This window comes from Micromonospora sp. WMMA2032 (assembly GCF_002688545.1).
Taxonomy (GTDB): domain Bacteria; phylum Actinomycetota; class Actinomycetes; order Mycobacteriales; family Micromonosporaceae; genus Micromonospora; species Micromonospora sediminicola.
In genome coordinates this window covers 1591874-1604909 of record NZ_CP024052.1, presented here as the reverse complement: position 1 = coordinate 1604909, position 13036 = coordinate 1591874, and the positions used below count along the sequence as shown (strand labels likewise).

The following is a 13036-nucleotide window of genomic DNA, read 5'->3' as shown; positions in this document are numbered from 1 at the left end:
ATCGGTGGGACGATTGGACGGTGGAGGATAGCCGTATTCCGGTCCGGATTCGTGGCCTTGTCGTTCCGCGGCTGCTGCTGTCGCTGGTGAGGGAAGGTCGATGGCGGCATCCCGGTACCACCGTCCTTGCCCGGACGATGCCGTGGTTCGAGGACCCGCTGGACTTCCTTACCAGCATCGAGGCGATGGCGCGAGAGTCGCGATCACTGGACTCGCTCAGTGAGGACGACGCGACGGCCCAGGTGTTCAGGCTGGCGCGGGGCAGCGAGCAGCCCGGGCCCGTCGACCTGCCGTGGCTGGACATCGACAAGGCGACCCTCGTGGCGGTGAACGAGCGAGCCGGCGATGACGTGGTCGTCGCCCTGGACTACCGCACGGATCCCACCGACCCTCGCGTCCTCGCCAGTGACTTCTGGACCCAGCCGGGGCCGTGTTCGTGGCGCGAGGTGGCACCGACATTCTCGGCCCTCGTCGCCGCGTTCGATCTGTGACCAAGGACCGCAGGAACGTGTTGCAGCGGACTCGGCGGTCCGCCGGCTGGTCGCGTCGCACATTCGTTGTCGGGCCCGCCCGCTAGCATCACCGCGATCGTCAATGGGAGGAGGGACGCCGTGACCGAGGGCGACGTCAGGACATTCGTGGACAAGGACCTGCGAGGCGCGCGGTTCACCAGGTCGACGCTGGCCGGCGCGGTGATGCGCGGTGTCGACGTGCGCGACCTCGATATCGATGCGCCCTGGCTGGCGGACGGCGCACTGCTGGTCAACGGAGTCGACGTGGCGCCGCTCGTCGAGGCCGAGCTGAACCGGCGCTTTCCCGGGCGCGAGCTGAAGAACGCCACGGATCTCGACGGCCTGCGCGCGGCGTGGGCGGCGCTCGAGAGGGCCTGGGCAGCCGCGGTGGACCGGGTCGAGTCCATGCCCGAGGGCGCCGCCGACGTCTCGATCGACGGCGAGTGGTCGTTCGCGCAGACGCTGCGCCACCTCGCGTTCGCCACCGACGCATGGCTCGGCAAGGCGATTCTGCGACTGCCGCAGCCCTTCCACCCGCTCGGGCAGCCGCACGCCGAGTACGAGACGGACGGCTACGACATGTCCATCTTCGCGGCAACGCCGCCGAGTCTCGCCGAGACACTGGACCTGCGGGCCGAACGGCAGGCCATGGTGCGGGACTTCCTCGCGAACGCCACGCCGGCCCTGCTCGCCGAGCCGCGGCCGACAGCGTGGTCACCCGATCACGAGGAGCCGGTCGTGCACTGCCTTCATGTGATCCTCGACGAAGAGTGGGAACACCTCCGTTACGCCCTGCGCGACCTCGACGCGCAGGAATAGGGCTGGGCTCGATCGAGGTCAGGCGTCGCAGGTCCAGGGTCGTCCCGGGGCCGCGCGTACCGCGCTGCGCCCGGGCGGCAGGTCAAGGACGTCGATCAGGCTGGGATCCTCGTCGACGGCATGGTGCAGGTGCCCGAGCCTGCCGTTGCTGCCGTCCGCGTCACTGGTCCCGATGAGCTGCCAGATCCCGTCGTCCGCGTCGTGACTGATCCGCAGCACGGGCTCGTGGCGTTCGAAGACCTGAGCGGTCTGGATGCAGGTGGTGCCCAGGAGCCAGTGCTGCATCCACCGGGCGCGCCGATCGTGTTCCATGACGTGGTCGGTCACCCACCACACGAACGGCAGGTCCTCGTGGGCACGAGACTGGTCCGCCGTCAGGTCCGGACCGCCCTGCGGGACCCGCTCGAAGGGATCGTCGACGAGCGAGAACGCATGGCCTTCCTCGTTGGCGAAGATGACGGCGTGGAAGGTGCCGCCGCCGGGATTGCCGGCGCCGATCCCCACGGACAGTCGAGCGACGTGCGGGTCCGAGCCGGTGACCCAGCCGAACGCGTACGACGCCAACTCGCCACCCGGGCCGACGAACTCGCCGAACGCACGCCGGTCCATGCCCGTCATGCCCGGTGTCGGCACCTCGACGAGCGTGCCCTCCAGCACCTGGATCTCCACGCCGGCAAGATATCCGATCGAGAGCCTCGCCCCGCAGGCGCACGCCCGGCGGCTGACCGTCCGACTCTCAGGGGGCGTCGAACCACGGCTTGCCGGCCGCCCAGTGCCGTATCCATCCCAGAAACCAGCACGATGCCGTGTCCCGCTTGCGCGTTGACAGCACGCGTCCTCGGAACGCACCTCCGCGGGGCCCTGGCACGCGGAGTCGGCTCGTAGGGTCTGCGCCATGGAGTGGGAGGACTTCTGGCGGATCGTGGAACGCGCCCGAGCGGAGGGGGGCGCCGACACGGAACGCGTCGCCCGGGTGCTCCGCCGCCGCCTGCGCGCGTTGACCCCGGACGAGATCGAATGGTTCGATGACCTGTGGCTGCAGGTGCAGGACAGCCTGTACCGCTGGTCGATCCGGGACGCCGCGACACTGCTTCTGGGCAGCGTGGACGACGACGACTTCTCCGCCGTGCAGGACTGGATCCTGTCGCATGGACGGCCTGTCGTCCGGCTCGTGCAGAACGACCCTGACAGCCTTGTCGAGTTGGCGTCCGACCGGCACAACGCGCGAATCGACTGGTTCTGCGGTCTTCCCCTCGATGCGCACATAGCCGCGACCGGGGCTCCGTTCGCCATCGACGGCCCGTCCGGACCCGAGACACCGGTGGGAGCGCCGGGCGACCTGACCGACGAGACCCGCACCCGGCAGCGGTTTCCCAGGCTCACGGCCTACCTCGACAGCAATCCGTGGATCGAGCGTCCGTGGGAACGCGGGACCGACTGACGGACGCGAGCCCGGCGTATCCCTGTACTCCGATCCCGTCACGCAGGGATCGGCTGACCTGATCCGACACCACTGGCTCCCGAGGACGTTCGGTATCCCTCGCGCCTGTCGGTCGACCGTCCCCGCAACTTTCTCTCGGGATGCCGTCGCACCCGGGCCCCGTCGATCGTGGAACAGACGGAGGGTGGAGACGCCCGGCCGGATCCTGATGACAGACGTGACGGTCGGTCAGCGGGCAGATCAAGGTGACACCGCGGGTGCACCGGAAGGTAGAGGCATGGCAAAGCTGATCTACGTGAACAACGTGTCGCTCGACGGCTACATGGAGGACGAGGGGGGAGTCTTCGCCTGGTTCCCGCCCGACGACGAGGTGTTCGCGTTCACCACCGATCTCCTGCGGTCGGCGGGCACGTTCCTCTACGGGCGGCGCCTGTACGAGATGATGGCCGTCTGGGAGACCGACGCCTCGCTGGCCGCGCAGTCCGAACTCATGGCCGAGTTCGCGCGCGTCTGGAAGGCGGCAGACAAGGTCGTCTACTCGACGACTCTCAGCGAGGTGCCGACGGCTGCCACCCGGGTGGAGCGCCACTTCGACCCCGCCGCCGTACGCCAGCTGAAGGCCGCGGCGGACAGGGACATCACCATCGGCGGTGCCGACCTGGCCGCGCAGGCCATCCGGGCCGGCCTGGTCGACGAGTGCCAGTTGCTCGTCTGGCCCACGTCCGTCGGAGGCGGCAAATCGGGACTACCCACGGGTGGACGCACCGACTACACGCTCCTCGGCGAGCGCCGGTTCGGCAACGGCGTCGTTCACCTGCGCTACCGCCCGCTCGTCCGCTGACCGGGGCACGGCCCTGTTCCCGAGGCGCCGCGGCCGGTGCGCGTTCGACGCGGGTCAGTCGTGGCGGTGACGGACGATGTGGTCGATGGAGCGGACCGTGTCCGCGCGGTCGTCCTCGCTGATCAGGTCCCACAGGTCGGCCAACCAGTAGAGCGAGCCCGACAGCATCCAGGCCCACCCGCGTACCCAGGTCGCCTCGTCGAAACCGAGCGCCTCCCGGTAGGCGGCCCGGGCGCGGGCATCGAACAGGCTCCAGCCCGGCCGAACCTCGACCGCCGGATCGCCGCGGCCGAGAGCACCGAAGTCGATGACGCCGGTGAGCCTGCCCCGGTCGACCAGCAGGTTGCCTCCGAGCAGGTCACCGTGCAGCCACACGGGTGGTCCGGGCCACTCGTCCGCCGCCATCGCCTCGTCCCACGCGGCGGTCACCGCCCGCCGGTCGATCCGGTCGCCCAGCGCCGCGATCGACCGGCGGGTCAGCTCGTCCCGCTGCGCCAGGGGTACGCCGCGTTGAATCCCCTCCTTGACCGGCCCGTCCATCGGGTCGATCGCGATCATCGCGCGGACGAAGCCGGCGAGGTCGACGGCGAGGTCGACGAGGTCCTGCCCGGCTTGCGGGTTGTGCCCGTCCAGCCACGGGACGACCGTCCACGGCCACGGATAGTCCCCGCCCGGCCGGCCGAGGCCGATCGGCACCGGCACCGGCACCGGCAGGTGCGGCGCGAGCCGCGGCAGCCAGGCCGCGTCGGTCGCCACCTGGTCGACCGCCCACGGCGCCCGCGGCAGCCGTGCCGTCAGCGAGTCACCGAGCCGGAACAGCGCGTTGTCGGTGCCGGTCAACGGCTGCGCGACGATCGGCAGACCCGACCACTGCGGGAACTGCTCGTCGATCAGAGCGCGAACCTGCTCGACGGCGACGACGATCTCTCCGGGGCGCACCGCGCGACCGTAGAGCCACTCGATCGCCCTGTCGATCGAATTCGGACCGGCCCGCACCGTGGACTCGGCAGCGAATTGGCCGGTAAGCGTCGCGTCGGAGGTACGTCTCCGTAGGCTGCTCGGGTGAACGACAGGACGGCCGTCGAGACCGTGCGTCTGTTCAAGATCAAGCGCCCGGGTGGTGTCTTCTGGTTCGACCTGCGGTGCGTCGGGCAGGACCGCGACGGCACGTGGCTGCGCGGGCCGGTCGGTTCGGCCTGGGGCGCCCCGCACGACCGCGGCACCCTGTCCGTACCGGTGGTGGTGTTGCTGGCGACCGGTAGGCCGTGGGCGGCGTGGTGGGTGGGCGATCCCGCCGACCGACGACTGGAGATCGACGTGTGCCGCCCACCGGAGGTCACCGAGGGCGGCTGGCGGTACGTCGACCTCGAACTCGATCCGGTCCGGCACGAGGTCGACGGGCGGGTCGAGATCGAGGACTGGGACGAGTACGACGACGCCTGCCGCGACGGCTGGATGAACCCGGACGACGCCGAGCTGGCCCGGGCCACGGCACAGCACTGCGCGGATCTGCTCCGCCAGGGGACGGAACCGTGGCTGCGCCGCGGCTGGCAGCTGCTCGACCAGCCGATGTGAGTCTGGATCCCCGGTCAGGGGATCGACCGGAGCCGCGGGGCCTTCGTCGTGATCCCGGGCGGTTGGAGCAGGGGCGGCGGCTCGGGGCCGGGGTCGTCGGTGACGACGACGCCGGCGCCGAGGTGGTCGAAGTCGGCGGGCCACCGGGTGAGATCGCTGGCGAGAGCGCCGTCCAACCGCGCCCCGGTGAGGGTGGCGGCGCCGAGATCGGCGCCGCGCAGGTCGGCCAGACGCAGATCGGCGCGGCGGAAGACGGCGCCGGTGGCGTCGGTCTTGCGCAGGTTCGCCTCGCGGAGGTCCGCCTCGCCGAAGTCGGCGTCGCGCAGGTCTGTCTCCACCAGCCGGGCCCCGCGCAGGTCGGCCCCGACGCACCGGGCGCGGCGCAGGACGGCCGTCTTGAGGTCGGCGTGTCGCAGGTTCGTCGACACCAGGGACGACTGGGTGAGGTTGGCGTGGAAGAGGCCCGCCGACTCCATGCAGGCCCGGTCGAGATTGACCTCCGGCAGCCAGAGCCCGTCGCAGTCCGCCCGACGGAGATCCGTGTCGCTGAGGTTGACCCAGCGCTGTTCCCGGTGGTGCTGGCACAGCACACCCAGCCCGGTCAGCGCGACCTGGGCGTCGGCGACACGCGTCTCCAGCGGCGCGACGTCGTTGATGTCGACGTCCGCCGCGGGCGCTCCCGCGGCGTGCGGCGGCCAGGGCAGGTGCGTACGCAGGAAGGCGGCCTGGATCGAGATGACCGCCTCCCGGTCGCGGGGGGCGTGTTCCGCGATCCGCCACAGCGCGTGCAGGCCGCCGATGCGCACGTCCAGCTTGTCGCTGCCGAGCTGGTCGACCGCTCGACTGAAGCGGTCGGTCAGGTTGCTCTCCTGGGTGGCACGCAGGCTGTCCTGACTGACCCGGAGCTGCCGCCACGTGGCGTAGGCGCCGAAGAACAGCACGACGCCGGCGAGCGCCTGGAGCATCGTCTTGCGGACCTCGCCCACCGCGGTCAGCCGATCCGGCGCGGAGACGCTCGCTCCGGCCAGGTCGTGCCCGACCACCAGGCCCGGCAGCACCACGAACGCCGTGGCGAGAACGGCCAGTCCGATCGCCGCACCCACGACGGCCGCCACCGCGCGCCGACCTACCGGCAGATCGCGCCCGCGTCGCCGTCCGCCACCCGGCTCGTTCGGTCCCACAGGCCCGCGGTCAGTCGTCGATCGACTGGTAGACGGCCGTCCAGAGGTCGTGCCACATCGGCAGCCTCTGGTCGCCCGCGTGCGCCCGCTGCATCATGACGATTGCCGTCATGTCCTCGGCGGGGTCGTTGTACCAGGCGGTGCCGTAGAGGCCGGGCCACCCGTAGCTGCCGACCGAGGGCCCGAGGTGCGTGCGGCGGGTGCGGACCGACATCCCGAATCCCCAGCCGATGGCGTCGAAGTATCCGGGCCAGAAGCCGGACACCGCCTTCTGCTCCGGGGTCAGGTGGTCGCTGGTCATCAGTGTGACCGCCGGCCGGGAGAGCACCCGCTCGCCGTGGTGGACGCCGCCGGCGAGCAGGGCGGAGGCGAGAGCGAGAAAGTCGTCGGCGGTGGAGACGAGCCCGCCGCCGCCGGACTCGAACGCCCGGGGCCGGCTGAACCGCCCGTCGGGGCCGTCCTCGACGACCGGCTCGCCGGTGGGGGCGTCGTCCTGCGCGTACGCCGTCGCCAGCCGGTCGGTGTTTCCGGCGGCCACGCTGAACGCGGTGTCCCGCATGCCGAGCGGGTCGCAGACCCGCTCGCGGATGGCGTCGTTGAAGGACATGCCGGTGGCCCGGGCGACGAGCACGCCGGTGACGTTGGCGGCGACGTCGTACATCCAGCGCTCGCCGGGCTGGTGAACCAGCGGGAGCGCGCCGAGCTGGCGGATCCACCCGTCCGGTGACGCGTAGTCGAGCGCGTCCAGGGCGTCGGCGATCGGGACGGTGCCCGGCTCGGCGGGGACCATGCCGGTGCCGAGGGTGCCGACCAGCAGGTCCCGCAGCGTGATCGGGCGCTGCGCGGCGACGGTGGCGTCCAGGGGCCCGTGCGGGTCGGCGAGCACGGTCATGTCCGCCAGCTCGGGCAGGAGGTCGTCGACCGGGTCGTCGAGGCGGAGCGTGCCGTCCTCGACCAGCGTCATCACACACGCGGAGACGACCGGCTTCGTCATCGAACCCAGGCGGCAGATCGTGTCGGCCGCCATCGGCGTGCCCGACCCCGCGCCCTCGAACGCGAGCCGGCCCACCGCTTCGACGTGCACGTGGCCGTGGCGGGCGAGGACGGTGACCACTCCCGGGACGAAGCCCGTGTCGACGTGCCGGTTGAGCAGGTCGCGCAGCCGCACCAGCCGCTTCGACGAGAGGCCGCCACCGGTCATCGCTCTCCTCCTCGTCCCGCCCGTTCGCACGGTACCCGGCGCGCGACGATCGCACGTGCCCCCGCGCGTCAGCCGGCGACGACCTGTTCCCGGAGGATGTCCGCGTGCCCGCAGTGCTGGGCCAGCTCACGCAGCACGTGGAGGTAGACCCACCGCAGCGGGAGCGGCCCGCGCCGGTGCCCGGTGAGGACGTCGTCCAGGCCCAGCGACGACGTCGCCTGGCGGGACGCCTCGCAGGCCGCGCGGTGTGCCTGCCGGATGCCGGCGACGGTGTCCCCGTCGTCGAGCAGGAACGAGTCCTCCGACCGCTCCGGGATGCCGATCTCGGCGCGCGACCGGCCCGTGACCGCCTCGTCGAACCAGACCTTCTCCACGAAGGTCGCGTGCTTCACCAGACCCAGCAGGGTGGTTCGGGAGGCCACCAACGACCGGCGCGCCTGTTCCTCGGTCAGCCCGTCGAGGCAGCGGTCGAGCGCGTCGCGGTGCTCGTCGAGGAACGCCTCGAACTGGGCCCGGGCGGGCTGCGCGACGACCTCGGCGGCGAAGGTGGGCGGGAAGGACGGCATGGACGAAGCATTCCAGACCGGCGGCCGGCGTTAACTCGTTCGTGGCGTCGTACCCCGGCTGTTAGCGTCGCGGCATGTTCGCCACCGACCGGGTCCGGCTGCGCCCGCCCACGCCCGACGACGCGCCGAACCTGTTCCGCCTCCACGGCGACCCCGAACTGCACCTGCTCAGCGACGACGGCCCGTTCGTGCCGCACCACGTCGGCCAGGTCCGGGCCCGGCTGGAAAAGCGGATCAGCGACCCGGCCGAGGTCGACGACGGGGTGTCGCTGCTCGCCGAGACCGTGGCGGACGGCACGTTCCTCGGCGGCAGCTCGCTGTGGGGGCTCAACACTTTCAACGGATACGCCCACCTCGGCATCTCGCTGCTGCCCGAGGCGCGCGGCCAGGGGTACGGGACCGACGTGGTCCGGCTGCTCTGCCGGTACGGCTTCCGCAACCGCAACCTGCGCCGCCTGGAGCTGGAGACCCTGGCCAGCAACACCGCCATGCGGCGGACCGCGGAGAAGTGCGGCTTCACGCACGAGGGCACCCAGCGGGAGCGCGAGTACGACGGCGACGGCTTCGCCGACATGGTGATCTACGGCCTGCTCCGGCGCGACTGGACGCCTTAGCGCGACCGGCCGGCCCTTCCGCCAGCCGGTGGGCAGGTCAGCGGCTGAGCGTGATCCAGTAGCGGCGCACCCGGACCTGCCCGGTGTCGAGGATTCCCTGGAACACGCCGCCCTGGCTCTCGATGGTGCGCGCCGAGGCGAGGTTGTCCTCCAGGCAGGGAATGAGCACCCGGTGCAGACCCAGCACGGTGCGGGCCTCGCGGAGCATCTCGCCCAGGGCCCAGCTCGCCAGGCCGCGGCGGCGCGCGGAGGGACGTACGCCGTAGCCGATCTGGCCCAGGTCGTCGTCCTGCCAGTGCCGCATCGCGATCCCCCCGAGCACCTGCCCGTCCTCGACGATCCACCGGCAGGAGGCGTGCCGCTCGTCGGGGCATGGCGCTCCGGCCCCGTGGTCGAGCCGGACGCGTCGCCGCACCCAGTCGGCGAAGCCGTCGGGCGAGTCCAGGTCGTCTTCGGGGCCGATGCCGAAGCCGTCCTCGTGCAGACCGGGTCCCCAGTCTTCGCGGCAGTCCTGGAAGGCGGCATACAGGCTGGTGGTGGGCGATATCAGAGTTGGCATGCGAGCCACCGTAGCCACCGTCCGGGCCTCCGGCGATCCCCGCGAATCCCCTGTGGATCATCTCCACAGGCCGTTTCTGCCGTCGGCGGGGCCGTTTGGTTTGGGGGAGTACGTGTGTGCTCGCCCGGGCGGTCTCCGGGGGTTTCAGGGTGGGTGAGTGGCTACTTGCGAGGCAGTGCACCCCGGCGCGCGAGGGCTGAGCATGAGCGAGGCGAGTGATCTGCATCACAATGTGGTCGCGGCGCCGTCGGCGGTGCCGCAACCACTGCCTCCACGCCTACTGCCGGTCGCTCTGGCCGGACCGGCGGCGCGGGACGTCACGGCCGGGCGTACCGCGGCACGTACTCCTGGCCGGACAGCTCGGCCACGGCGGCCATGACGGCGTCGGTCGCGATCCGCCGGGACCGCGCGTCGCCGGGATCGCCGCCGAGCACACGGAGGTCGACCGGCTTGCCGAACGCCACCCGGACCCGCGCCGGGCGGGGGAGTGTCCGTCCGGGCGGCAGCACCCGGTCGGTGCCGGACATGGCCACCGGGACGACCGGTGCGCCGGAGCTGAGCGCCAGCCAGGCCACCCCGGTGCGGCCCCGATGGAGGCGGCCGTCCGGGGAGCGGGTGCCCTCCGGATAGATGCAGAAGACCCCGCCGTCGGTCAACACCCGCAGGCAGGTCTCCAGGGACGCCACCGCGGCGCGCCGGTCGTCCCGGTCGACCGGGACCTGACCGCCGGCGGTCATGAACCGGGCCGTGAGTCGCCCCAGGACGGTCCGTCCGGTGAAGTACTCGGCCTTGGCCATGAAGGTCACCGGCCGGGGTACGGCGAGCGGCAGGAACGTCGAGTCCGTGACGGACAGGTGGTTGGAGGCGAGCAGGATCGGCCCGCTCAGCGGAATGTTCTCCACCCCCTCAACCCGCAACCGGACCGCCGCGCGCAGCACCGGGCCGAGCGTCGCCCGGAGGGCGGCGTGGCCGCGCCCGTGGCCGCTCATGCGCGCCCCACGATGGCCGAACGCCGGGCGAGGACCGCCGCGACGACCGCGTCCGGCGCGGTCGCCGGATCGCCGGCCCGGTAGGGCGGCTGCGGCTGGTACTCGTGGGCGAGTTGGATGCCCTGCGCGACCGTGTCACCGGCGATCCGGCCGGCCAGGGCGAAGGCGAGGTCCAGCCCGGCGGAGACGCCGGCGGCGGTGCCGTACTTGCCGTCGAAGACGACCCGCTCGGGCGACGCGACGACGCCGAGCGCGGCCAGGTCGTCGCGCAGCAGCCAGTGCGTGGTGGCGCGACGGCCGGCGAGCAGGCCGGCGGCGGCGAGCAGGAGCGAGCCGCTGCAGACCGAGGCGGTCCACGTGCTGTGCGGGTCGACGGCGCGCAGCCAGCGCTGGACCGGGCCGTCGTGCATGTGCGCGTTCTGGCCGGGGCCGCCCGGAACGACGATCACCTCCGGGCGGGTCACGTCGGCGAGCGCCGCGTCGGCGTACAGGTGGAGGCTGCCGACGTCGTTGCGAACCGGGCCGGGACGTTCGGCGACGAGGGTGACCCGCGCGCCGGGCAGGTGACTGAGCACGTCGTAGGGGCCGACGACGTCCAGTGCGGTGAAACGGTCGAAGAGCAGGAACGCGATCTGCAAGGAACCCTCCCCGGGTCAGAAGCGGCGTCGGTACTCGGAGGGCGGAACGCCCAGTGCGCGGACGAAGGCGCGCCGCATGGCCTCGCTCGTCCCGTACCCGGACCGTCCGGCGATCCGGTCGACGCTGTCGTCGCCCTCCTCCAGCAGGCGGCGCGCGGTCTCCAGGCGTACCCGGTCGACGTAGCGGCCCGGTGTCTCACCGACCTCGGTGGTGAACGCCCGGGCGAACTGCCGCGGTGACAGGTTGGCCCGTCGCGCCAGCGTCGGGACCCGCAGGTCGGCGTGCGGGTTGTCGGCGATCCACCGCTGCACCTCGCGTAGGCCGGAACGGCTGGCGACCTGGGCGGACAGTTGGGCGCTGAACTGGGTCTGGTTGCCGGGGCGGCGCAGGAACATCACCAGGTGCCGGGCGATGGCCAGCGCCACGTCGCGGCCGAGGTCCTCCTCGACCAGGGCGAGCGCGAGATCGATGCCGGCGGTCACGCCGGCCGAGGTGGCGATCGGCCCGTCCCGGACGAAGATCGGCTCCGGATCGACCAGGACGTCGGGATACCGCCGCGCCAGCGTGCCGCAGACCCGCCAGTGGGTGGTGGCCCGGCGGCCGGCCAGCAGACCGGCCTCGGCCAGGACCAACGCCCCGCTGCACACCGAGACGACGCGTCGCGCCCCCGAGGCGTGCGCCCGGAGCCACCGGACGATCGCCGGATCGGTGTCGCGGGTGCCCTCGCCGCCGGGCACGATCACCGTGTCCGGCGCCGGCACGGCCGACAGGTCCGCGTCGGGCACCAGGGTCAGGCCGCTCGACGTGCGGACCGGCCTGCCACCGGAACTGGCGGTCACCACCCGGTAGGCCGGGCCGGCGCCCGCGAAGACCTCCAACGGGCCGGTCACGTCGAGGCTCTGCACACCCGCGAACAGCAGGATCAGCACGGTACGGCCGAACATGCGACCAGCCTGCGGCCTGGTGTCAACGGCAGCAACGTCGTGGATCCCACCTTCTCTGCCACGGCGTCGCGGTCACTGTCGCAGACGCGTGCCGCCGGGACAACGACACCTGCTCAGTCGATCGGGATGCGGTAGACGAGGTCGTAGCGACCACCGGGCAACACGATGTCGGCGGTCTCCACCGGCGTGCCGCCAGCGGTGTAGGTCCGTTCGATGGTGTGCACGAAGGTACGCGCCGGCAGGTCGAGCGCGTCGACCTCCTCGGCCGTCGCCGCCCGCAAACTCACCCGCTCCACCACCTCGTCCACGCGGACACCGATGGCGTCCATGCGGGCGACGACCCCCACGGCGGCACCCTCTTCCGGCCACTCCACCGGAGTGCCGGCGGTGAGGGGGAGCGGCTCGTACGAGGTGGAGAGCTGTATCGGTTCGTCGTCCGCGAGGAAGCGGTAGGTCGTCCGCATCACCGGTGACCCCGGTTCGACAGCGAGGCGAGCCGCGATGCGTTCATCTGCTTTCGAGTGGCGGCTGTCGTGCTCCCAGGTGCCATGCTGTCCCGCGCGAGCCGCGTCGCGGGCGAACGGCGAGGTCGCGTCGTCGCCGGTGCGCAGATCCCGGGCTCCTGCGTGGCGAACCAGCCGCGCGGTTTCCCTGACGTAGACCCCGGAGCCGGCCCGACCCTCCACGATGCCCTCACCCTTGAGCACCGCGACGGCCCACTTCACGACGGTTCGGCTGACGTCGTACTGGCGCATCAGGCCCGATTCCGACGGCAGCTTCGATCCGGCGGGCAGTTCGCCGGACAGGATCGCGGCGCGTAGGTCGGCGGCAATCGTCAGATAGGCGGGCGGTGTTGGCATGTCAGTCGCACCTCCGGTCAGCCCGCCCAGTCGATCACAGGCAACCTGGTGTGCCAAGTTCACGCGTGTCTCTTGCTCCGGGAAACCTAGTGCACTAACTTTCTCCTTGGCGGCCCGTTATCGCCCGGCTCCGGTCAGCAACCACGCTTGGCGATAGCGGGACGTCTCCCTGAATCCGCAGGAGTGCCATGCCCTGGCCTCGCCTGCGCGGACGCCGACGGAGGCACGGTGGCGGCGAGCATCCTTGAACTGCTCCACAGGCTGGTGCGTCGAACCCGGACATGCAGAAGCGGTA

Annotated in this window: 16 protein-coding genes; 6 read left to right on the top strand and 10 right to left on the bottom strand. The window is 71.9% G+C overall.

What is annotated here, in order from left to right; all coding sequences use genetic code 11:
* Nucleotides 1-20: 20 nt before the first annotated feature.
* Nucleotides 21-491 (top strand): hypothetical protein, encoded by a 471-nt coding sequence (locus CO540_RS06845; protein ID WP_157779067.1) that lies wholly within the window; start codon nucleotides 21-23, stop codon nucleotides 489-491.
* 120 nt (nucleotides 492-611) lie between these two features.
* A complete protein-coding gene (locus tag CO540_RS06840) occupies nucleotides 612-1331 on the top strand; it encodes a DinB family protein (RefSeq protein WP_216642343.1) in 720 nt (239 codons plus the stop codon).
* An 18-nt stretch (nucleotides 1332-1349) separates the two neighbouring features.
* On the opposite strand, the gene CO540_RS06835 is transcribed toward CO540_RS06840, so the two are convergent.
* Nucleotides 1350-2000, bottom strand: coding sequence for a hypothetical protein (locus tag CO540_RS06835; protein WP_099161382.1), 651 nt, complete (start codon nucleotides 1998-2000; stop codon nucleotides 1350-1352).
* A gap of 226 nt (nucleotides 2001-2226) precedes the next feature.
* Between CO540_RS06835 and CO540_RS06830 the strand changes: the two genes are divergently transcribed.
* Nucleotides 2227-2772 (top strand): DUF4240 domain-containing protein, encoded by a 546-nt coding sequence (locus tag CO540_RS06830; protein ID WP_099161381.1) that lies wholly within the window; start codon nucleotides 2227-2229, stop codon nucleotides 2770-2772.
* Between the two features lie 277 nt (nucleotides 2773-3049).
* Nucleotides 3050-3613, top strand: coding sequence for a dihydrofolate reductase family protein (locus CO540_RS06825; protein WP_099161380.1), 564 nt, complete (start codon nucleotides 3050-3052; stop codon nucleotides 3611-3613).
* Between the two features lie 54 nt (nucleotides 3614-3667).
* On the opposite strand, the gene CO540_RS06820 is transcribed toward CO540_RS06825, so the two are convergent.
* Nucleotides 3668-4552, bottom strand: coding sequence for an aminoglycoside phosphotransferase family protein (locus tag CO540_RS06820; protein WP_157779066.1), 885 nt, complete (start codon nucleotides 4550-4552; stop codon nucleotides 3668-3670).
* A 123-nt stretch (nucleotides 4553-4675) separates the two neighbouring features.
* On the opposite strand from CO540_RS06820, the gene CO540_RS06815 reads away from it, so the two are divergent.
* Nucleotides 4676-5188: a DUF402 domain-containing protein gene (locus tag CO540_RS06815; RefSeq protein ID WP_099164626.1), complete on the top strand. Its 513-nt coding sequence runs from the start codon at nucleotides 4676-4678 to the stop codon at nucleotides 5186-5188.
* Between the two features lie 14 nt (nucleotides 5189-5202).
* Here CO540_RS06815 and CO540_RS06810 read toward each other — a convergent pair whose 3' ends face one another.
* The 3 genes from CO540_RS06810 to CO540_RS06800 form a co-directional block, all read right to left on the bottom strand.
* Nucleotides 5203-6303, bottom strand: a complete 1101-nt coding sequence (locus tag CO540_RS06810; protein WP_216642342.1) for a pentapeptide repeat-containing protein — start codon at nucleotides 6301-6303, stop codon at nucleotides 5203-5205.
* Between the two features lie 76 nt (nucleotides 6304-6379).
* Nucleotides 6380-7570: a serine hydrolase gene (locus tag CO540_RS06805; RefSeq protein ID WP_099161378.1), complete on the bottom strand. Its 1191-nt coding sequence runs from the start codon at nucleotides 7568-7570 to the stop codon at nucleotides 6380-6382.
* A gap of 68 nt (nucleotides 7571-7638) precedes the next feature.
* Entirely contained in the window at nucleotides 7639-8136 is a 498-nt protein-coding gene (locus tag CO540_RS06800) for a DinB family protein (RefSeq protein WP_099161377.1), read from the bottom strand.
* A 74-nt stretch (nucleotides 8137-8210) separates the two neighbouring features.
* On the opposite strand from CO540_RS06800, the gene CO540_RS06795 reads away from it, so the two are divergent.
* The gene (locus tag CO540_RS06795; protein ID WP_099161376.1) at nucleotides 8211-8750 is read left to right on the top strand and encodes a GNAT family N-acetyltransferase; all 540 of its coding nucleotides are present in this window, start codon (nucleotides 8211-8213) and stop codon (nucleotides 8748-8750) included.
* A gap of 37 nt (nucleotides 8751-8787) precedes the next feature.
* On the opposite strand, the gene CO540_RS06790 is transcribed toward CO540_RS06795, so the two are convergent.
* The 5 genes from CO540_RS06790 to CO540_RS06770 form a co-directional block, all read right to left on the bottom strand.
* Nucleotides 8788-9309 carry a GNAT family N-acetyltransferase gene (locus CO540_RS06790; protein WP_099161375.1) on the bottom strand — a complete coding sequence of 174 codons (522 nt, stop codon included), beginning with the start codon at nucleotides 9307-9309 and terminating at the stop codon, nucleotides 8788-8790.
* A 317-nt stretch (nucleotides 9310-9626) separates the two neighbouring features.
* Complete coding sequence (locus tag CO540_RS06785; RefSeq protein ID WP_099161374.1) at nucleotides 9627-10298, bottom strand: 1-acyl-sn-glycerol-3-phosphate acyltransferase; 672 nt, start codon at nucleotides 10296-10298, stop codon at nucleotides 9627-9629.
* Nucleotides 10295-10936 carry a DJ-1/PfpI family protein gene (locus CO540_RS06780; protein WP_099161373.1) on the bottom strand — a complete coding sequence of 214 codons (642 nt, stop codon included), beginning with the start codon at nucleotides 10934-10936 and terminating at the stop codon, nucleotides 10295-10297. The genes CO540_RS06785 and CO540_RS06780 overlap by 4 nt, the downstream gene beginning before the upstream one ends.
* A gap of 15 nt (nucleotides 10937-10951) precedes the next feature.
* Nucleotides 10952-11881, bottom strand: coding sequence for a GlxA family transcriptional regulator (locus CO540_RS06775; RefSeq protein WP_099161372.1), 930 nt, complete (start codon nucleotides 11879-11881; stop codon nucleotides 10952-10954).
* A 113-nt stretch (nucleotides 11882-11994) separates the two neighbouring features.
* The gene (locus CO540_RS06770) at nucleotides 11995-12741 is read right to left on the bottom strand and encodes a GntR family transcriptional regulator (protein ID WP_099161371.1); all 747 of its coding nucleotides are present in this window, start codon (nucleotides 12739-12741) and stop codon (nucleotides 11995-11997) included.
* Between the last annotated feature and the right edge of the window lie 295 nt (nucleotides 12742-13036).